Source organism: Mycobacterium sp. 94-17 (assembly GCF_035617725.1).
Taxonomy (GTDB): domain Bacteria; phylum Actinomycetota; class Actinomycetes; order Mycobacteriales; family Mycobacteriaceae; genus Mycobacterium.
The window spans coordinates 104,067-123,600 of the sequence record NZ_JAPIYN010000004.1; the positions used below are offsets into that span (position 1 = coordinate 104,067).

At 69.9% G+C, this 19,534-nt stretch carries 19 protein-coding genes and 3 pseudogenes; 5 read left to right on the forward strand and 17 right to left on the reverse strand.

The window, feature by feature from the left end; translation table 11 throughout:
• Window positions 1–19 precede the first annotated feature (19 nt).
• The 3 genes and pseudogenes from OQ789_RS06765 to OQ789_RS06775 all read right to left on the reverse strand — a co-directional run.
• Window positions 20–1,441: pseudogene (locus OQ789_RS06765) on the reverse strand (YifB family Mg chelatase-like AAA ATPase); the annotation flags it as partial.
• The gene (locus tag OQ789_RS06770; protein WP_324684419.1) at window positions 1,441–1,818 is read right to left on the reverse strand and encodes a YraN family protein; all 378 of its coding nucleotides are present in this window, start codon (window positions 1,816–1,818) and stop codon (window positions 1,441–1,443) included. The gene OQ789_RS06770 and the pseudogene OQ789_RS06765, both read right to left, overlap by 1 nt.
• A 134-nt stretch (window positions 1,819–1,952) precedes the next feature.
• Complete coding sequence (locus OQ789_RS06775) at window positions 1,953–2,942, reverse strand: NAD-dependent epimerase/dehydratase family protein (protein ID WP_324684421.1); 990 nt, start codon at window positions 2,940–2,942, stop codon at window positions 1,953–1,955.
• Between the two features lie 301 nt (window positions 2,943–3,243).
• Between OQ789_RS06775 and OQ789_RS06780 the strand changes: the two genes are divergently transcribed.
• The gene (locus tag OQ789_RS06780) at window positions 3,244–4,014 is read left to right on the forward strand and encodes a GAF and ANTAR domain-containing protein (RefSeq protein ID WP_324684423.1); all 771 of its coding nucleotides are present in this window, start codon (window positions 3,244–3,246) and stop codon (window positions 4,012–4,014) included.
• A 6-nt stretch (window positions 4,015–4,020) separates the two neighbouring features.
• Here the strand turns inward: OQ789_RS06780 and OQ789_RS06785 are convergent, their stop codons facing one another.
• The 4 genes and pseudogenes from OQ789_RS06785 to rplS form a co-directional block, all read right to left on the reverse strand.
• Window positions 4,021–4,326, reverse strand: coding sequence for a DUF2469 domain-containing protein (locus tag OQ789_RS06785; RefSeq protein WP_003875077.1), 306 nt, complete (start codon window positions 4,324–4,326; stop codon window positions 4,021–4,023).
• A 28-nt stretch (window positions 4,327–4,354) separates the two neighbouring features.
• Window positions 4,355–5,138, reverse strand: a pseudogene (locus OQ789_RS06790) (ribonuclease HII); the annotation flags it as partial.
• A 2-nt stretch (window positions 5,139–5,140) separates the two neighbouring features.
• Window positions 5,141–6,046, reverse strand: a complete 906-nt coding sequence (gene lepB / locus OQ789_RS06795) for a signal peptidase I (RefSeq protein ID WP_324684425.1) — start codon at window positions 6,044–6,046, stop codon at window positions 5,141–5,143.
• 93 nt (window positions 6,047–6,139) lie between these two features.
• On the reverse strand, window positions 6,140–6,481 hold the full coding sequence (rplS, locus tag OQ789_RS06800; RefSeq protein ID WP_067212356.1) for a 50S ribosomal protein L19: 342 nt from the start codon (window positions 6,479–6,481) through the stop codon (window positions 6,140–6,142).
• A gap of 331 nt (window positions 6,482–6,812) precedes the next feature.
• Between rplS and OQ789_RS06805 the strand changes: the two genes are divergently transcribed.
• Window positions 6,813–7,790, forward strand: coding sequence for a hypothetical protein (locus OQ789_RS06805; protein ID WP_324684428.1), 978 nt, complete (start codon window positions 6,813–6,815; stop codon window positions 7,788–7,790).
• Between the two features lie 54 nt (window positions 7,791–7,844).
• On the opposite strand, the gene trmD is transcribed toward OQ789_RS06805, so the two are convergent.
• The 5 genes from trmD to OQ789_RS06830 form a co-directional block, all read right to left on the reverse strand.
• Window positions 7,845–8,552 (reverse strand): tRNA (guanosine(37)-N1)-methyltransferase TrmD, encoded by a 708-nt coding sequence (gene trmD / locus OQ789_RS06810; RefSeq protein WP_324684430.1) that lies wholly within the window; start codon window positions 8,550–8,552, stop codon window positions 7,845–7,847.
• Between the two features lie 14 nt (window positions 8,553–8,566).
• Window positions 8,567–9,091: a ribosome maturation factor RimM gene (gene rimM, locus OQ789_RS06815; protein ID WP_324684432.1), complete on the reverse strand. Its 525-nt coding sequence runs from the start codon at window positions 9,089–9,091 to the stop codon at window positions 8,567–8,569.
• Between the two features lie 24 nt (window positions 9,092–9,115).
• A complete protein-coding gene (locus OQ789_RS06820) occupies window positions 9,116–9,358 on the reverse strand; it encodes an RNA-binding protein (protein ID WP_003878715.1) in 243 nt (80 codons plus the stop codon).
• A gap of 8 nt (window positions 9,359–9,366) precedes the next feature.
• Window positions 9,367–9,879, reverse strand: coding sequence for a 30S ribosomal protein S16 (rpsP, locus tag OQ789_RS06825; protein WP_324684434.1), 513 nt, complete (start codon window positions 9,877–9,879; stop codon window positions 9,367–9,369).
• A gap of 259 nt (window positions 9,880–10,138) precedes the next feature.
• A complete protein-coding gene (locus tag OQ789_RS06830; protein WP_324684435.1) occupies window positions 10,139–10,558 on the reverse strand; it encodes a nuclear transport factor 2 family protein in 420 nt (139 codons plus the stop codon).
• A gap of 57 nt (window positions 10,559–10,615) precedes the next feature.
• Here OQ789_RS06830 and OQ789_RS06835 point away from each other — a divergent pair, with 57 nt between their 5' ends.
• Window positions 10,616–11,488, forward strand: a complete 873-nt coding sequence (locus OQ789_RS06835) for a D-alanyl-D-alanine carboxypeptidase family protein (protein WP_324684436.1) — start codon at window positions 10,616–10,618, stop codon at window positions 11,486–11,488.
• Window positions 11,489–11,497: 9 nt separating this feature from the next.
• Here the strand turns inward: OQ789_RS06835 and OQ789_RS06840 are convergent, their stop codons facing one another.
• The 5 genes and pseudogenes from OQ789_RS06840 to ffh all read right to left on the reverse strand — a co-directional run bounded on the left by OQ789_RS06840 (window position 11,498) and on the right by ffh (window position 16,793).
• Complete coding sequence (locus OQ789_RS06840; protein WP_324684438.1) at window positions 11,498–12,100, reverse strand: TetR/AcrR family transcriptional regulator; 603 nt, start codon at window positions 12,098–12,100, stop codon at window positions 11,498–11,500.
• A gap of 1 nt (window position 12,101) precedes the next feature.
• On the reverse strand, window positions 12,102–13,949 hold the full coding sequence (locus OQ789_RS06845) for an amidohydrolase family protein (RefSeq protein ID WP_324684439.1): 1,848 nt from the start codon (window positions 13,947–13,949) through the stop codon (window positions 12,102–12,104).
• Between the two features lie 69 nt (window positions 13,950–14,018).
• Window positions 14,019–15,101 carry an amidohydrolase family protein gene (locus OQ789_RS06850; RefSeq protein ID WP_324684440.1) on the reverse strand — a complete coding sequence of 361 codons (1,083 nt, stop codon included), beginning with the start codon at window positions 15,099–15,101 and terminating at the stop codon, window positions 14,019–14,021.
• Between the two features lie 28 nt (window positions 15,102–15,129).
• Window positions 15,130–15,228, reverse strand: a pseudogene (locus tag OQ789_RS06855) (hypothetical protein); the annotation flags it as partial.
• Window positions 15,225–16,793: a signal recognition particle protein gene (gene ffh / locus OQ789_RS06860; RefSeq protein ID WP_324684441.1), complete on the reverse strand. Its 1,569-nt coding sequence runs from the start codon at window positions 16,791–16,793 to the stop codon at window positions 15,225–15,227. The pseudogene OQ789_RS06855 and the gene ffh, both read right to left, overlap by 4 nt.
• 102 nt (window positions 16,794–16,895) lie before the next feature.
• On the opposite strand from ffh, the gene OQ789_RS06865 reads away from it, so the two are divergent.
• A complete protein-coding gene (locus tag OQ789_RS06865) occupies window positions 16,896–17,690 on the forward strand; it encodes an alpha/beta hydrolase (RefSeq protein ID WP_324684443.1) in 795 nt (264 codons plus the stop codon).
• A 94-nt stretch (window positions 17,691–17,784) separates the two neighbouring features.
• Window positions 17,785–19,530, forward strand: coding sequence for a DEAD/DEAH box helicase (locus tag OQ789_RS06870; RefSeq protein ID WP_420716063.1), 1,746 nt, complete (start codon window positions 17,785–17,787; stop codon window positions 19,528–19,530).
• The last annotated feature ends 4 nt before the right edge of the window (window positions 19,531–19,534 follow it).

Sequence of the window (19,534 nt, forward strand, 5' to 3'; positions counted from 1 at the left end):
AGTTCAGCTATTTATGAAGCCACGCGACACGCAACGTGCGGTCCAGGCCACGGATGCTGAGCAGCCCGCGGTCCAGCGCCCGCTGCAGCGGCTCCATCGCCGCGTTGCCGAGCCGGAACTTGCGGCGCAACAGCGTCCCACTGACCTCGCCGTTGGTGCGGAATCCGTACGGCAGCCAGCGCCGGGCGGCGGCCGCGCGGGCCTGCGCCACCCGATCGCGTACCTGGGCCGTCGACTCACCGGCCCCGCCCGCGAAGGCGCCGGCCTTGACCTGGTGCATCTGCACGCGGAGGTCCACCCGATCCAGCAGCGGCCCCGACAGCTTGCCCAGATAGCGGCGTTTGGCCGCCGCCGCGCAGACGCAGTCCTGGGGGTCGGCCGGCGCGCACGGGCACAGGTTGGCGGCCAGCACCAGCTGGAATCGCGCGGGATAACACGCCACCCCGTCGCGGCGGGCGAGCCGAATCTCGCCGTCCTCCAGCGGCGTTCGCAGGGCTTCCAGCGCGCTGATCCGGATTTCGGCGCACTCGTCGAGGAAGAGCACCCCGCGATGTGCCCGGCTGACGGCGCCGGGGCGTGCCATCCCCGACCCCCCGCCGACGAGCGCGGCCACGCTGGAACTGTGATGCGGTGCCACAAACGGCGGTCTGGTGATCAACGGCGTGTCGCCGGCCAGCAACCCGGCCACCGAGTGGATCGCGGTGACTTCCAGCGACTCGGCCTCGCTCAGCGGTGGCAACAACCCCGGAAGGCGTTGGGCGAGCATGGTTTTGCCCACCCCCGGCGGCCCGGTGAGCATGAGGTGGTGTGCCCCCGCCGCCGCCACCTCCACCGCGAATCGCGCCTGGGTCTGCCCGACCACGTCGACCAGATCCGCCGGGGGCTCGCCGTCGGTGGGCTTCGCGTCGATCCTGGCGTCCAGGGCGCCGGAGCCGCCGAGCCACTTCTGCAGCTGGCGCAGGGTGCGCACGCCCCACACGTCGATGCCGTCCACCAAGCTGGCCTCGGCGAGGTTGTCCACCGGGACCACCACAGCCGGCCAGCCGTCGCGTTTGGCGGCCAGCACGGCGGGCAGCACGCCGCGCACCGGGCGCACCCGCCCGTCCAGGGACAGCTCGCCGAGCAGCACCGTCTTCTCCAGCCGGTCCCACGGATTCTTGCGTTGCGCCGACAACACCGCGACGGCCAGTGCGATGTCATATACCGACCCCATCTTGGGCAGCGTCGCCGGCGACAGCGCCAGCGTGAGCCGCGCCAAGGGCCAGGTGTTGCCGCAGTTGGTAACGGCCGCCCGGACGCGGTCGCGCGACTCCTGCAGGGCGGCGTCGGGCAGGCCCACCAGGTGTACGCCCGGCAGCCCGTTGGTGATGTCGGCTTCGATCTCCACGATCTGTCCGTCCACGCCGCGCACCGCGACGGAGAACGCGCGTCCCAGGGCCATCAGCCGATCCCTTGCAGATGGATGATCTCCGGGGTGCGGCGGCGCCCGACGCGCACGCCGATCACGTCGATGCGGATCGCGGCGCAACGCTGATCCTGGCCGGCCAGCCACAATCCGGCGAGCCTGCGCAACCGCAGCACCTTGCGCGGGGTGACGGCGTGGGCCAGTCCCCCGTACCCGTCCCCGGTGCGGGTCTTCACCTCGACGAAAACCACCGTCGACGCGGCGTCGTCGCGGGCGATGATGTCGAGTTCGCCGTAGCGGCAGCGCCAGTTGCGCTGCACGATCCGCAATCCCAGCCGCGACAGATGGTCCACGGCGAGGGCCTCACCCATCGCCCCCAGCTGGATCCGGGTCATCGTTGTTTCGGTCGTCATGGGGGTCACGGTGCCCGGCGTCCCCGACGCGGCGGGCCGCCATCACGACTCGCGGCCACGCGCAACGGCCGGTTATCCCCAGTGCGGCGCCCATCCACAGCCGGCGGGGCGCCCCGGCAGCCAGCAGGGGATTCTCACGCTCCGGCGGCCAGCGCCCGCAGTGTCTCGGCCGACGAGTGCAGCGGACGCCAGCCCAGCTGGGTCTTGGCCTTGGTGGTGTCCATCACCATCGACGTGCGCGCGGTGTGCAGCCATTCGAGCATGGACGGCACCCGCGGCACCCGCGAGATCGCCGCCGAGGCCGCCGTCGCGGCCACAGCGGGCACCCGCACCGGACGTCCGCCCAGCGCCCTGGCGACGTCGGCCACCGTCACCACCCCGTCGCCGGCAATGTTGTACGCACCCGACGGCGCGGGGGCGGTGGCCGCCAGCGCGATCGCCGTCGCGACGTCGTCGTGGTGGACCAGCTGCAGCGGAAAGCCCGGATCGGGCACCACCGGCTTCAGGACCGGGACGGCCTGCACCGCTTTGACGACGGCACGCACCGGGCCGGGCAGCTGATTCCACGGCATCGCATCGGCCAGGGCGGTGGCGTCGGGCCCGGCCACCACGCAGGGCCGCAGCACGAACACCTCGAGCGACGAGTCCTTGGTGATGTCGGCGAGCAGCTGCTCGCAGGCCGCCTTCTGCTCGGAGTAGTAGTGCTCCGCGGAGCCCCGGGTGGCCACGTCCTCGGTCAGCGGGACGGGGTTGTCGGAGTGGTAGCCGTATGCCGCCACCGACGAGGTGTGCACCAGGCGCTGGGGCCGCCCGGCCGCCACCGTCGCCTCGAACACGTTGTGCGTGCCCTCGAGATTCACCCGGGCGCTCTCGTCGCGCGAACCCATGATGATGAAGGCCAGATGAACCACCACGTCGGCCTGCGCGACCAAGGCGCCTACGGCGTCGCGGTCCAGGATGTCGCCCTGCTGGTAGGTGGTCTTCAGCCAGCCGCGCGACGACGGGTCGAACGGCCTGCGGGCCATCCCGATGATCGAATCGACGGCGGGTTCGCGCTCCAGCGCCGTCACCGCGGAGATGCCGATCTCCCCGGTAGGCCCGGTCACCGCGACGGTCACGCCCATTCAGAACACCCTTCCCTCCCGCGGCAGGCCGGCCCCCGCGTACGGCACGTCACCGAGCCCCCCGGGCGCGCGCGATCGACGCATGATAAAACCATCATTCCAGCGTCTCGCGATTCGTGAGCGGTCCGACGAGCGCGCTCCCCGTCGTCGGCGGTAGCTTGGCGGTCGACGGTGACCGGCACGACACCCGTCGATCGGCCCCAGCCAGACCAAACCACGTGTACGGCCGGTCTCGGCGACCGATAATCTACGGCGATCGGAAGCGGTCACACCCCGAAACCGCAAGAAGCGAGGCAGCAGCATGGCGGACGACAAGAAGACCGGCGCGCGGGCACCCGCGACTGGCGGGGAGAAGGCCGACCCCGCGACGGTTTTCGCCGCCCTCGCCGAGATCATCTATCAGGGCTCGGACGTCAACCAGATGTATGCCGCCATCTGCCTGGCCGCCACCCTGACCGTCCGAGGCTGCGATCACGCCAGCCTGTTGGTGCGCGACAACGACAAATACGTCACCGTCGGCGCCAGCGATCGGCTCGCACAAGCCATCGACGACCTCGAGCGGCGCGCCGGCGACGGCCCGTGCATCGACGCCATCGAGGAAGAAACGCCACAGATCGATCCGGATCTGACGACGCCGTCGCTGTGGCCCAAACTGGCATCGGTGCTGGTGGCCGAGACACCGGTACGCGGCGCGATGGGGTTTCGGCTGCTGGTCGACAAACGCAAAGGCGCCGCGCTGAACCTGTTCAGCGACACCCCGAACATGTTCGACGCCGAGTCCGCCGGGCGGGCGGCCGTGCTGGCCGCGTTCGCCAGCGTCGCCATCAACGCGGTGCACAAGGGCGAGGATGCGGCGAGCCTGCGCCGCGGGCTGCTCAGCAACCGCGAGATCGGCAAGGCCGTCGGAATGTTGATGCTGCTGCACGAGATGAGCGAGGACGACGCGTTCGACCTGTTGCGGCGCCATTCCCAGGCGCTGAACATCAAGCTGGCCGAGGTGGCGCGTGAGGTCATCGACCTGCGCGGCCAGCTGCCCGTCCCCGGCGACAACCAGCTCCCGCCGGCCAACTAGCGACGGCTATTCGGGAAGCCGCAGTTCGGGTTTCTCGACCTCTTCGATGTTGACGTCCTTGAAGGTGACCACCCGCACCTGCTTGACGAATCGCGCCGGTCGGTACATGTCCCACACCCAGGCGTCGGACAACCGGAGCTCGAAGTACACCTCGCCGTCGGCGTTGCGCGGCGTCATCTCCACGCTGTTGGCCAGGTAGAAGCGCCGCTCGGTCTCCACGACGTAGCTGAACTGGCCGACGATGTCCTTGTATTCGCGGTACAGCGAGAGCTCCATCTCGGTTTCGTATTTCTCGAGATCTTCTGCGCTCATCTGCTCCGACGTCCTTCTCCCAGACCGTTTCCCCCGGGCATCCCGACGCCGGCCGCCCTTCGCCGGTGCGGGAATCCTGATGCCATCTTTCCTCACCGAGATCCATCGCGCTGCAGCGGTGGGTCCGGACTGCACTCGGCCACCACTCGGGCGCCCGACCCGTTGGCCACGCGCCGCACGTTGATGAACGAATAGCGATGCTCGGGGCACGGGCCCCGCTGCGCCAGCGCCGCGCTGTGGGCGGGCGTGCTGTAGCCCTTGTGCAGGGCGAAGCCGTAGCCGGGATGATCGGCCTCCATGGCGACCATCAACCGGTCCCGGCTGACCTTCGCCAGCACGCTGGCCGCTGCGATGCACGCCGCGACCGCGTCGCCGCCGATCACCGGCAGCGACGGGACGGCCAGTCCGGGCACCCGGAACCCGTCGCTCAGCACGTAGCCGGGCCGCACGGACAGCCCGGCCACGGCGCGCCGCATCCCTTCGATGTTCGCGACGTGCACGCCGCGCCGGTCCACCTCGGCAGGCGGGATGAACAGCACGTGGTAGGCCAGCGCGTAGCGGCGGATCAGCGGGAAGAGCCTCTCCCGGGCGGCCTCGGTGAGCCTCTTGGAATCATCAAGCGCGGCAAGGCTTTCCAGTCGTCCCGGCCCGAGCACGCAGGCGGCCACCACCAGCGGTCCGGCGCAGGCGCCGCGGCCGACCTCGTCGACGCCTGCCACCGGACCCAGCCCGCTGCGGTACAGCGCCGACTCCAGGGTGCGCAGACCCCCGGCTTTGCGGATCACCGTCCGGGGCGGCCACGTCGTGGCCACGGCTACCGATTCTGTTGCGGGTTCACCGATTCCACGCCGCCCCAGCGGGACGGCGGCCACACGATGAACCTGGCTTTCCCGATCACATTCGACACCGGCACGGTCCCCGACGTCGGGTCGCCGGTGCACAGCACACCCTTGAGGGCCTCGGCCGGCACGCTGGTGCAGTGGGCGCGCGAATCGGCGGAGTGCGTCCGGTTGTCGCCCATCACCCACAGCCGTCCGGCCGGGACGGCGACGGGCCCGAACTCGCTGCCCAGGCACGGGTACACCGACGGGTCGGCCGCCATGGTCTTGGGATCCAGGTAGGGCTCCTTGAGCGGCTTGCCGTCAACCGTCAGCCCGGTGTCGGCCCGGCACTGCACCGTCTGCCCCCCGACCGCGATGACCCGCTTGACCAGGTCGTTCTCGTCGGGCGGCACGAAGCCTACGAAGGACAGCGCGTTCTGCAGCCACCGCAGCACGGTGTTGTTGGACCGGATCGACTTGTAGCCCAGGTTCCACGGCGGCGGGCCCTTGAACACGATGACGTCACCGGGATGCGGCGGGCCGAAGCGGTAGGTGACCTTGTCGACCATGATCCGGTCGCCGACGCAGCCCGTGCACCCGTGCAGGGTGGGCTCCATCGATTCGGACGGGATCAGGTAGGGCCGCGCCACGAAGGTCAACATCACGTAGTAGAGGCCGACGGCGATGACCGCCAGGAGCGCGAATTCGCGCACCGTCGATCGCTTGGCGTCCTGCGGCTCGCCGGCGCCGGGCGGCTGCGTCACCGGGCCGGGTTCGGGGACGGATGCGGTCGTGGCCGCGGCGTCGTCCTGGCGCGTCTCCGGGGTGCGGGTGGAGACCTTCGGATCTGACTCGCCGGCGTGGGGCTCGGGCTTCGATGAATCCGCGGTATCGGTCACGGGATCAGCGTAGCCAGCGCACGTCGTGGGCCGGTAAACCGGAGCACCCGGACACGATCGGACGAATCAGCAGCGCCGCCAAGGCGTCCCGGCTCAGCGCTTCTCCTTGATCTTGGCCTTCTTGCCGCGCAGTTCACGCAGGTAGTACAGCTTCGCGCGGCGGACGTCACCGCGGGTCACCACCTCGATGTGGTCGATGTTGGGCGAGTGCACCGGGAAGGTCCGCTCGACGCCGACGCCATAGCTTTCCTTGCGCACGGTGAAGGTCTCACGGATGCCACCGCCCTGACGACGGATCACCGCGCCCTTGAACACCTGGATACGCTCCTTGGCGCCCTCGATGACCTTGACGTGCACGTTGACGGTGTCACCCGGGCCGAACACCGGGATGTCGTCGCGCAGCGACGCCTGATCGACGAAGTCCAGCCGGTTCATGCGAGACACTTCCTTGAGGTCGCGGCCGACGGCAGCTGCCCACACGCACGTGTGAGGCGGTCGCCGAGCCGATGGTTTCGGGCTTTCTGGCTATCTCGCAGCAGGCGGAAAACGGCTCAACCGGCCTGCAACCGCTGGAGACAACTGGTCAATTGTGCCAGACGGGGCGCGCGCCGCGAAAATCACAGCGAGTCGGCGGTTCAGAGCGCGCCAAACGCGCTGGTAAATGGTACATATGACTGGGGTCAGAACGCGCTACCGGCGGATGGCCGGTGCAGGTGGTGCGACGGCCCGGTGGAGCACCACGTCGAAGTCATGCCGGAGGAGACGCATGCGGGTACGTCCGCTGACGCTGTTCACCGCCACCGCGGCGGTGACGTTGGTGGTTGCCTCCGGTTCCGAGGCTCTGGTCCAGGCGAAGGTCTACCGCCTGCCGGTCACCGCGCCCGTTCGGGTCATCTCCACCCCGCCCACCACGGCTGCCCCGCAGTCGGCCGCGCTGCTGCTCAAGGCGGCCACACCCACGCAGCCGGCCCAGGCGCTGCCGGGCCCGGGGTTCGGTCAGCTGCAGGCCCGCGTGCAGCAGGCCGCCGATGAGGCCGCCGCCAGCGGCGCCGCCCTGTCGGTGGCCATCCTCGACCGCAGCACCAACCAGCTGATCGCCAACGGCAACGGCCAGGTCATCGGCACCGCGTCGGTGGCCAAGCTGTTCATCGCCGACGATCTGCTACTGCACGAGAGCGAGGGCAAGACGCCGCTGAGCGCCGACGACCGCCAAGCCCTGGACGTCATGCTGGAGTCGTCCGACGATGGCGCGGCCGAGCGGTTCTGGGGTCAGGGCGGCGGAGCCGCCATCATCACCGAGGTGGCCGCCCGCTATGGCCTGTCTTCCACCACGCCGCCCAGCGACGGTCGGTGGTGGAACACCATGAGCTCGGTGACCGACCTGATCCGCTACTACGAGATGCTGCTGGACGGGTCAGGCGGCCTGCCGGCCGACCAGGCGAAGATCATCGTCAACGACCTGGCGCAGTCCACCCCCACCGGGCTCGACGGCTACCCGCAGCGGTTCGGCATCCCGGACGGCCTGTACGCCGAGCCGGTCGCGGTCAAGCAGGGCTGGATGTGCTGCATCGGCAGCGACTGGATGCATCTGTCGACCGGGGTGATCGGGGCCGACCGCCGCTACATCATGGTGGTGCAGTCCCTGCAGCCCTCCGATGACGCCACCGCCCGCGACACCATCACCCGTGCGGTCAAGACGATCTTTCCCGACGGCCGCGTCGAGGCGGCCAATCACGGGCTTTAGCGGACCGCATCGTCGCCGGGCCCAACCCGATGACCCAGCTCCTCCTCGGTCCGCCTAGCGGACCGCATCGTCGCCGGGCCCAAGCAATTCGGGACGACGTTCGCCCGTGCGCCGCAGCGAGATCTCCCGGCGCCACGCCGCGATGCGCGCGTGGTCACCCGACAGCAGCACCTCGGGGACATCGAGCCCACGCCAGCTCGGCGGCCGGGTGTAGCTGGGCCCCTCCAGGCGCCGGTCCAGCGCCGGCGAGTGCGAATCCTCTTGGTGCGACGCGGGATTGCCGAGGACTCCGTCGAGCAGGCGCAGCACGGCCTCGATCATCACCAGGGCCGCCGACTCGCCGCCGGGCAGCACGTAGTCGCCGATCGAGACCTCCTCGACCCGCATCCGTCCCGCGGCGTCGTCGATGACCCGCTGGTCGATACCCTCGTAGCGGCCGCACGCGAACACCAGGTGGGTTTCAACGCTCCAGCGGGCGGCCGTCGCCTGCGTAAACAACCGACCGGCCGGCGTGGGCACCACCAGAAGCGTTTGTGCGGAGGCGATTTCGTCGAGGGCCTCGCCCCACACGGGCGCCTTCATCACCATCCCCGGGCCACCGCCGTAGGGCGAATCGTCCACCGAACGGTGCACGTCATGCGTCCAGCGCCGCAGGTCGTGCACTTGCAGGTCTACCAGGCCGGACTGGATCGCCTTGCCCGGCAACGATTGCCGCAGCGGATCCAGATAGGCGGGGAAGATCGTGACGACGTCGATTCTCATCTCGAAGATCACCGCTACAGGTCCAGCAGGCCTTCGGGCGGGTCGATCTCGACGGTCCCGTCGTCGAGTGACACCGCGGTGACGATCGCAGTCACGAACGGCACCAACAACTCCCGCTTCTCGCCGGCCTCGCGCCGCACCGACAACAGTTCACCGGCCGCGGTGTGCAGCACCTCGGCCACCACGCCGATCTGCTCGCCCGCGGTGGTGCGCACGCGCAGGCCTTCGAGCTGATGGTCGTAGTAGGTGTCCGCCTCGTCGATGTCGGGCAAGTTTTCCGAGTCGACGACGAACAGGGTGCCGCGCATCGCGTCGGCTGCCTCACGGTCGGTGACGCCGGCCACCCGCACCAGCAACCGCCCCCCGTGCTCGCGCGCACTCTCGATGACACAGCTGCGTTCCACGCCGTCACGAGACGGCTTGGCGCGCAACGTGTTACCCGGCGAAAACCGGGCGGCGGGATCGTCGGTGCGGATCTCCACCACCAGCTCGCCGCTGATGCCGTGGGCTTTCACCACGCGCCCGACGGTCAACTCCAACGGAGTTCCATGAGCAGCGCCCCGCTACTGGTCGGTGTCCACCACGTCGACGCGGATGCCGCGGCCGCCGATGCCGGCGACCAGCGTGCGCAGCGCGGTCGCGGTGCGCCCGCCGCGGCCGATCACCTTGCCCAAGTCGTCGGGATGGACGTGGACCTCGACCGTGCGACCCCGGCGGCTGGTCACCATGTCCACCCGGACGTCGTCCGGGTTGTCGACAATCCCGCGAACCAGATGTTCAACAGCGTCAACGACAACCGTACTCATCGCGGGGGTCAGCTCTCGGTGGTCGGCTCGGCCTGCGCGGCGGGCTCGGCGGGCGCCTCGGCCTGCGCGGCGGGGGCCTCCGGCTCGGTGGCCTTCTCCTCGGCCTTCTCGTCAGCCTTGGCAGCCTTCTTGGCCGGGGCCTTCTTCTTCGGCTTCGCAGCCTCGGTGGTCGGTCCGCCATCGGCCTCGGCCAGCGCGGCGTTGAACAGCTCGAGCTTGCTGGGCTTGGCGGTCTTGACCTTCAGCCGGCCCTCGGCGCCCGGCAGGCCCTTGAACTTCTGCCAGTCGCCGGTGATCTGCAGCAGCTTGCGGACGGGCTCGGTGGGCTGGGCACCCACGGACAGCCAGTACTGGGCGCGCTCGGAGTCGATCTCGATGAGGCTCGGCTCTTCCTTGGGGTGGTAGCGGCCGATGACCTCGATGGAGCGGCCGTCGCGGCGGTTGCGTGCGTCGGCGACGGCGATGCGGTACTGGGGATTGCGGATCTTGCCAAGCCGGGTGAGCTTGATCTTCACAGCCATGGTTAAGCGACTTCTCCTGTGTGTCACGCTGCAATTCAGCGATCGGGGCCTGATGCCCGGATCCGGTTTTGCCTCGCGTGTATGACCGCCGGGCAAGCACCCGTGGGGTGGGTCGCGCGACGGACAGCCGCCAATTGTGCCAGAACGAGGCGATGCGGCAGAAATCGCGCGGGAATCGCCGCCGAGATTGCCGCGATGTTCATCATCCGCGCCCGAGTCGCGGCCCCGAATGCAATCTCGGCGCAAACCGGGCAAGCGCTCACATCACTTTCTGAAAGACCTTCGTCTCGACGCGCCTGGTCATGCGCCAGCCGTCGGGCGTACGGACGAACTCGTCGTCGTACCACAGCCCGCAGAACAGCACCTGGTCCTTCTCACCGCCCAGCACCATCGGGTTGAAGCAGATCACCCGCGACGACGCGGCGTCCCCGTCTATTCGCACCGAGAAGTTGCCCAGCATGTGCGCGTACACCGGGAAGTTGGGCAGCACCTCGGCCAGCCACTTCTTCACCTCCGGATAGTGGCCCTCGATGCCGCCCAGCGCGGTGTAGTCGATGTAGGCGTCGGGCGTGAACACCTTGTCCAGGTCGTCGAATCGCCGCTGGTCGATGGCGGTGGAGTAATCGACCAGAAGCTGCTGGATCTCGAGGCGGTCCGAGATCTCGGCCAGGCTCAACATGCCTCGGACAGTACTGAAGATCCGCCCCGGAAGGCGCGGAAGTTAGACTTTGCGGCCATGCGGAAGCTCTTGGCCGCGGCCGCGGCTCTGGTCGCGGTCGGCGCCACCGTCAGCCAGCCCACCGCGTGGGCGGACAGCATGCAGCCGGTCGGCTCGATCCCGATCCCCGACGGCCCGGCGCAGACCTGGATCGTGGCCGACCTCGACAGCGCTCAGGTGCTGGCCGGCCGCGACCAGAATGTGCCCCACCCGCCGGCGAGCACCATCAAGACGCTGCTGGCGCAGGTGGTCCTCGACTCGGTGAGCCTGGACTCGACCGTCGTCGCCGACGTCGCCGACACCCAGGTGGAATGCAACTGCGTGGGCATCAAACCGGGCCGCACCTACACGGCCCGCCAGCTCCTGGACGGCCTGCTGCTGGTCTCAGGCAACGACGCCGCCAACACGCTGGCGCACATGCTCGGCGGCCCGGACGTCACAGTCGCCAAGATGAACGCCAAGGCGGCCTCGATCGGCGCCACCAACACCCACGCGGCGACGCCGTCCGGGCTGGACGGCCCCGAGGGTTCTGGCTCCTCGACGGCGCACGACCTGGCGGTCATCTTCCGCGCGGCGATGGCCAACCCCGTCTTCGCGCAGATCACCGCCGAACCGTCGGCGATGTTCCCCGGTGATGACGGCGAACACCCGATCACCAACCAGGACGAGCTGTTGCAGCGTTATCCCGGTGCGATCGGCGGCAAGACCGGCTTCACCAATGCGGCCCGTAAGACCTTCGTCGGGGCGGCGTCGCGCGGCGGCCGCCGGCTGGTGATCGCCATGATGTACGGGCTGGTCAAACCCGGCGGGCCGACGTACTGGGACCAGGCGGCGACGTTGTTCGACTGGGGATTCGCGCAGAGCCCGCAGTCCAGCATCGGCTCGCTGTAACCGCCGGCGCTAGGGGCGTTCGTCCGGCAGCGCCGCGGTCAGCAGCTCGATCAGCACCGGAATCCGCCGGGCCGCGATTTCCGGTTGCGGCAGAACGCCTTCCACCACGGCGGCCCCGTCGAAAACGTTCCTGACCAGCGCCACCAGCACCGGGAAGGTGTCCGGGGGGAAACCGTCGGCGCCGGGTAGCGCCCGGGCGGCGTCCTCGATCTTCTCGGCGTACTGCGCCAACTCGTGTTGCAAAGTCGCCCTGAGCTTTTCGTCGGTGCGGGCGGCGACCGTCAGTTCGTAGATCACGGCGTTGATCGGGCTTCCGGTGATGTCGCGCACGATCGCCAGCGCCGCTTCCAGCCCGGGCTGGTCGCTCGGTATCTCGGCGACCCGCTTGGTGACGGACTCCAGCTGCCGGCGCAGCACCTCGGACGCCGTCGCCGCCATGAAATCGCCCATGGTGTCGAAGTGCCGGAACAGCGCACCCACCGACACCCCGGCCCGCCTCGTGATCACCGCGGCCGACGCCCGGGCGTGGCCGACCTCGATGATGGTGGCGATGCAGGCGTCGACGAGGCGTCCGACGGTCTCCTCGCGGCGCTGCTGCTGGGTCCTGGCCATGTCAGGCACTGACCATGGGAGCGCTGCGGCCCGCGTGCCGCTGCCCCGCCCGCAGGTAGCGACCCGACTTCACCGTCTGGCCGTAGCCGTCCCGGAATTCCCCGGAGCGGAAGACGACGGCGCCGCCCACCCCCGTGGCGACCACGGCGTCGTCGTTGCGGTTCACCATGCGGCGCAGGCCGCCGTAGAACGGCACCGCCTCCTCGTGGTAGCCGTCGACCGAGTCGTCGAGCCCGGTGGGGTCGATCACCACGAAATCGGCGCGGTCGCCGCGCCGCAGCGTGCCGGCGTCCACGCCGAACCACTCCCCCAATTCACCGGTGAGCCGATGCACCGCGTGCTCGATCGACATGAAGGGCGCGCCGGCGCGGTGCGCGTCGCGGGTGCGCTTGAGCATCCGCAGGGCGAAGTTGTAGAAGGCCATGTTGCGCAGGTGCGCCCCGGCGTCCGAGAAGCCCATGTGCACGCTGCCTTCGGTGGCGAGCGCGTCGAGCAGCCTGGGGCGATGGTTGGCGACGACGGTGGTCCATCGGACGTTACGTTCGCCGTTCTCGACGAGCACGTCCAGGAACGCGTCGAGCGGGTGCAGTTTGCGTTCGCCGGCGATCGCGCCAAAGCTCTTGCCGATCAACGACTTATCCGGGCATTCGACGATGACCGCGTCGTGGAAGTCGCGGTGCCACAGCGACGGCCCGAGCTTGACGCGGTCGAACTCGCGGCGGAACTTGCGCCGGTATTCCTTGTCGGCCAGTAACTCGTTGCGCTGCAACTGGTCCCGCAGGTGCAGGGCGGCCGTTCCCGCGCCGAACTCCTCGAAGACCGGCAAGTCGATGCCGTCGGAGTACAACTCGAACGGCACCGGCAGGTGCTGGAATCGCACGCTGGCGCCGAGCAGCCTGTTCAGCAGCCGAGTCGCCGGGCCGAACACATATACCGACAGCGGCATCGACTTGGAGTCGGCGGATACCAGCATGCTCATCCGAACGCCTTTGCCCCAGTTGAGTATTCGGCTGCTGGCTAAAAAGAAGAGTATGCCGGTGGACGGCTTCGCCACGTTGGGGGCGCTCTGCAGAATCCGGCCGTGTTTGCGCAGGACCTTGATCAGCCTGCGGCGCTCCCGCCATGTCGCGAAGGTGGACGGCAAGGCGCGCGAACGGAACCGTTCGCCGTCGAGTTTGTCGATGGCCGCGTCCATCCCGGACATGCCGAGCAGGCCGGCGTCGAGAGCCTGGTCCAGCAGATCCGCCATCTTCTCCAGCTCGCCGTCGGTGGGGCGCACCGCGGCGTCGGTGGCCCGCTCCAGCCCGAGCACCGCGGTCCGCAGGTCCGAATGGCCAAGCAGTGAACCGATATTGGGCCCCAGCGGCAGGGCGTCGATCGCCGCGACGTAGTCGGCGGCCGACGACCACGTGCGGTGCGAATCCAGCGCACCGAAGACGTATTCGCGCGGCACCGCCTCCACCCGGCTGAACAGGTCGGCGGCGTCCTGGGAGTCGGCGTAGACCGTCGACAGCGAGCAGTTGCCGAGCAGCACCGTGGTGACGCCGTGCCGCACCGACTCGCGCAGCCCCGGATCCAGCAGCACCTCGGCGTCATAGTGCGTGTGCACGTCCAGAAAGCCGGGCACGACCCATTTGCCTGCGGCGTCGATCACCTCGGGGCAACCGGCCTCGTCGAGCGGTGCGGTGGTGACCGTGGCCACGACGCCGTCGCGGATGCCCAGCGTGCGCGTCAGGGGCGCGCTGCCGGTGCCGTCGAACCACAATCCGTCGCGAATGATCACGTCGTAGGCCATGGTTTCCTCCATGTTGTCCGGTCGCATGTCGCCCGGCTGCCGGAACGCTAACATAGATAGCAAGTACTCGCAATCTTTTTCGCGGCGAGTCTCGGAACCTTCGGCGCGCCACCGGGCCGTCGGTCAGGCCGGCGAACGAAAAATGTGGCCGCGCAGCATGATCAGGTCGGGACTGTTCAGCACCCCGGCGCCCGAGCGCGGATCCCGCGCGTAGCACAGCAGGTCCGCCGGGGCACCGTGCTCGAGGCCCGGCCGGCCGAGCCAGCGCCGCGCGTCCCAGCACCCCGCGCCCAGCGCCTCGGTCGGGCTCATCCCGATGCTCTTGAGCGCCTCGACCTCGTCGGCGATGCGCCCCGGCGCGACCATGGTCCCGGCGTCGCTGCCCGCATAGATCGGCACGCCCGCCTCGCGGGCCGCGGCGATCCGGGACGGGCCGCGCGCGTGCAGGTCACGCATGTGAGCGGCGTACATGGGATACTTCTCGGCGGCGTGCGCGATCCCGGGGAAGTTCTCGACGATGTTGACCAGCGTCGGGACCAGGACGGTCCCGTGTTCGACCATCAGCTCGATGGCGTGGTCGGTGAGCCCGGTGCCGTGCTCGATGCAGTCGATCCCGGCGCGGATCAGCCCGGGCAGCGCGTCCTCGCTAAAGACGTGCGCGGTGACCCGGGCGCCGTGCGCGTGCGCGGTCTCGATCGCGGCCGCGAGCACGTCGTCGGACCAGAGCGGGGCCAGGTCGCCGACGCTGCGATCGATCCAGTCGCCCACCAGCTTGATCCAGCCGTCGCCGCGCCTGGCCTCCTCGGCCACCGCGGCCGGCAGCTGCCATTCGTCGTCCAGCTCCCGCGAGAAGCCCGCCGCATACCGCTTGGGCCGGGCCAGATGCTTTCCGGCACGGATGATCCGGGGCAGGTCGTCGCGGTCGTCGAGGCTGCGGGTGTCGGTGGGCGACCCGCAGTCCCGCAACAGCAGAGCGCCCACATCGCGTTCGATCTCGGCCTGCGCGACCGCGTCATCCAGCGGGATCTCGCCGTGTTCACCGAGGCCGATGTGGCAGTGGGCGTCGACCAGCCCGGGCACGATCCAGCCGCCGTCGAAGACCGTGTCGGCGCCGGCGACGGGTTCGGAGCTGATCTGGCCGTCGACGATCCACAGCTCGAGTTCGGTCTCGTCGGGCAGGCCCACACCCCGCACGTGCCTGCGCACCGCGCGGCTACCTGCTTCCGGCCCAATGGTGACGACCCGCTTCGCCCGGCTCCGCCGCGCTCGCGATCGTCACGACCCCATGGTGACGACCCGCTTCGCCCGGCTCCGCCGCGCTCGCGATCGTCACGACTTGCCCGGGAACTTCAGCTTGGACAGGTCGAAGTCGGCCAGCCCGGGGGGCAGCTCGTTGAGGCCCTCGGGCATCTGTGACAGGTCGGGGAATCCGGCCGGCATACCCGGCATACCCGGCATCCCAGCGCCCAGCGGGTTGCGTGCCTTCGGCGGCGTCGGACCGCGCTTCTTGCCCTTCTTGCCCGCCTTGCCCTTCGCCCCCTTGGACTTTCGCGTGGCCGACTTGCGGCCCAGGCCGGGGATGCCCATGCCGCCGAGCATCGACGACATCATCTTGCGGGCCTCGAAGAAGCGGTCCACCAGCTGGTTGACCTCGGACACCGTGACGCCCGAGCCGTTGGCGATGCGCAGCCGCCGCGACGCGTTGATGATCTTCGGGTCGGCGCGTTCGGCAGGCGTCATGCCGCGAATGATGGCCTGCAGCCGGTCGAGCTGACGGTCGTCGACCTGAGCCAGCGCGTCTTTCATCTGCCCGGCGCCGGGCAGCATGCCCAGCAGATTGCCGATCGGGCCCATCTTGCGGATGGCCAGCATCTGTTCCAGGAAGTCCTCGAGGGTGAGCTCGCCGCTACCGATCTTGACGGCGGCCGCCTCGGCCTGTTCGGCGTCGAAGACCTGCTCGGCCTGCTCGATCAGGCTCAGCACGTCGCCCATGCCCAGGATGCGGCTGGACATCCGGTCCGGGTGGAAGACGTCGAAGTCCTCCAGCTTCTCGCCGGTGGAGGCGAAAAGGATTGGGACGCCGGTGACCTCGCGGACCGAGAGCGCCGCGCCCCCGCGGGCGTCACCGTCGAGCTTGGTCAGCACCACACCGGTGAAGCCGACGCCCTCACGGAAGGCCTCTGCCGTGGTGACCGCGTCCTGACCGATCATCGCGTCGAGCACGAACAGGACTTCGTCGGGATTGACCGCGTCGCGGATCGCCGCGGCCTGCGCCATCAGCTCGTCGTCGATGCCCAGCCGGCCCGCGGTGTCGACGATGACGACGTCGAAGTGCTTGGCCCGCGCCTCGGCGAGTCCCGCCGCCGCGACCGCGACCGGGTCGCCGGGCCCCGATCCGGGTGACTCACCGGGGTGCGGCGCGAACACGGGCACACCGGCGCGCTCGCCGACGACCTGCAGCTGGTTCACCGCCGCGGGGCGCTGCAGGTCGCAGGCCACCAGCAGCGGCGTATGCCCCTGGCCGCGCAGCCACGCGGCCAGCTTGCCGGCCAGCGACGTCTTACCCGAACCCTGCAGGCCGGCGAGCATCACGACCGTGGGCGGTGTCTTGGCGAACGCCAGCTGGCGGGTCTGTCCGCCCAGGATGCCGATGAGTTCTTCGTTGACGATCTTGACGACCTGCTGCGCCGGGTTGAGGGCACCGGAGACCTCGGCGCCCTTGGCGCGGTCCTTGATCCGGGTGACGAAGGCGCGCACGACGGGCAGCGACACGTCAGCTTCCAGCAGCGCCAGCCGGATCTCGCGGGTGGTGGCCTCGATATCAGCGTCGGTCAGTCGACCCTTGCCACGCAGTCCCGCGAGGGCACCGGTCAATCGGTCGGACAGCGATTCAAACACGCCCGCCAGCCTAACGGTTCGTCGCGAGCGTCACGCTGGCGTAACCGTCGACGCCCATCGCCACCCTGGCGTGACGCTCGGCGATCGGCAAAGGTTAGACCCATGCTCGAGGTGGTCGACAAGGGGTCCTGCAGCACAGCGCATCCGGTGCCGCTGCTCTTCGTGCACGGCGGCTGGCACGGCGCCTGGTGCTGGGAGCACTTCCTGGACTTCTTCGCCGACGCCGGCTACCGGGCGGTCGCGATGAGCCTGCGCGGACACGGCTCCAGCCCCACCGACACGCCGCTGCCGAAGGTGTCCATCGCCGACTACATCGACGACGTCCGGTCGGTCGCCGACGATCTGGGCGGCTCCCCCGTGCTCGTCGGCCATTCGCTGGGCGGCTTCGTGATCCAGCGCTACCTCGAGGATCGAAGCGCCCCGGCCGCGGTGCTGGTGGGCTCCGTGCCCCCGCAGGGCGTGCTCACCCTGGCGTTGCGGGTGTGGCGCCGACGGCCGTCGATGACGGTGGAATCGTGGCGTGATCCCACCCTGCTGAGGTTCCTCGCCACCCCGGCACTGGCCCGCGAGTACCTGTTCTGCGCCGAAACCCCCGAGGCCGTTGTCGAATCCTGCCGGCAGCGCGCCGGAGCCGAAAGTGTTCGCGCGGCAATGACCGACCCGATCGTCCGCCGCGTCAGAACCAAGCGGGTGACGACGCCGATCCTGGTGCTGGGCGCCGAATACGACGGCTTCGTCAGCGTCCGCGAGGTGCGCAACACCGCACGCGCCTACCGAACCGAGCCGGTTTTCTTCTCCATGGGCCACAACATGATGCTCGAGCCGGGCTGGCCCGACGTTGCCGGACGCATCCACGAATGGCTGCAGACCCGCGACACGGTGAACCCGACACGGTAGCTACTGCGCCGAAAAGCGTTGGCGTGCTAGATTTCACAGCCGCGACTCAATCCAGTCAACGCGTGGGCGAGTAACGAACGGGGGGCCTGTGTCGATGCCGCTCGGCAGCATCCAGGCGCGGGCCGACGATTCCGGCGACACCGGCGCGCTACGTGGCTGGCAGCGCAGGGCGCTGGTGCGCTACCTCGCCCGGCGGCCGCGCGATTTCCTCGCGGTAGCCACCCCGGGCTCGGGAAAGACCACCTTCGCTCTGCGGGTGGCGGCCGAGTTGCTCGGCCAGCGGGCCGTCGAGCACGTCACCGTCGTGGTGCCCACCGAACACCTGAAGGTGCAGTGGGCGCAGGCCGCGCAGCGCTACGGCCTGGCCCTGGACCCGAGGTTCTCCAACGGCAACGCACGCATCGCGCCGGAGTACCACGGCGTGATGGTCACCTACGCGCAGGTCGCCGCTCATCCGACGCTGCACCGGGTGCGCACCGAGCAACGCAAGACCCTGGTCGTCTTCGACGAGATACACCACGGCGGCGACGCCAAGGCATGGGGCGATGCCATCCGCGAGGCCTTCGGCGACGCCACGCGCCGGCTCGCGCTGACGGGGACGCCATTCCGCAGCGACGACAGCCCCATCCCTTTCGTGACCTACGAGCCCGGTCCCGACGGCATCCGGCGTTCGCGGGCCGACCACAGCTACGGGTACACCGACGCCCTCGTCGACGGCGTGGTCCGGCCGGTGGTGTTCTTGGCCTACTCCGGGGAGGCGCGGTGGCGCGACAGCGCCGGGGAGGAACACGCGGCCCGCCTCGGCGAGCCGCTGTCGGCCGAGCAGACCGCGCGGGCGTGGCGCACGGCGCTGGACCCGGCCGGCGAATGGATGCCCGCGGTGATCACCGCCGCGGATCTGCGGCTGCGCCAGCTGCGCGCGCACGTCCCGGACGCCGGCGGCATGATCATCGCCTCGGACCAGACCGCGGCGCGCGCGTATGCCGCCTTGCTGACGAAGCTGACCGGGGAGGCGCCGACGCTGGTGCTCTCCGACGACCCCGGGTCGTCGGCGCGGATCAGCGAGTTCGCCGCGGGCACCAGCCGCTGGCTGGTCGCGGTGCGCATGGTGTCCGAGGGCGTCGACGTGCCGCGGCTGTCGGTCGGGATCTACGCCACCAGCGCCTCGACACCGCTGTTCTTCGCGCAGGCCGTCGGCCGGTTCGTGCGGTCACGCCGCGCGGGCGAAATCGCGAGCATCTTCGTGCCGTCGGTGCCGAACCTGCTGCAGCTGGCCAGCGAGCTGGAAGCGCAGCGCAACCACGTGCTGGGCGAGCCGCACCGCCCCTCCGAGGGCGACCCGCTCGACGGCGATCCGGCCACCAAGACGCAGGACGAGAAGGGAGACCTCGACAAGGGGTTCGTCGCGCTGGGGGCCGACGCGGAACTCGATCAGCTCATCTTCGACGGGTCGTCGTTCGGCACCGCCGCCGCGGCCGGCAGCGACGAGGAGGCGGACTACCTCGGCATCCCGGGGCTGCTCGATGCCGAGCAGATGCGTGCGCTGCTGCACCAGCGCCAGGACGAGCAGCTGCAGAAGCGGGCGCAACGGCACGACGCAGGCGGGCCGCTGCCCGCGGTCGAGGCCCCGCCGGCCACGGTGCACGGGCAGCTTCGGGAGCTGCGCCGCGAGCTGAACACGCTGGTCTCGATCGCCCATCACCGCATCGGCAAGCCGCACGGCTGGATCCACAGCGAACTGCGCCGCCGCTGCGGCGGCCCCCCGATCGCCGCGGCGAGCCGCGAACAGCTGCGGGCGCGCATCGAGGCGGTGCGGCAGCTCAACGCAGAGCATTCGTGACCGC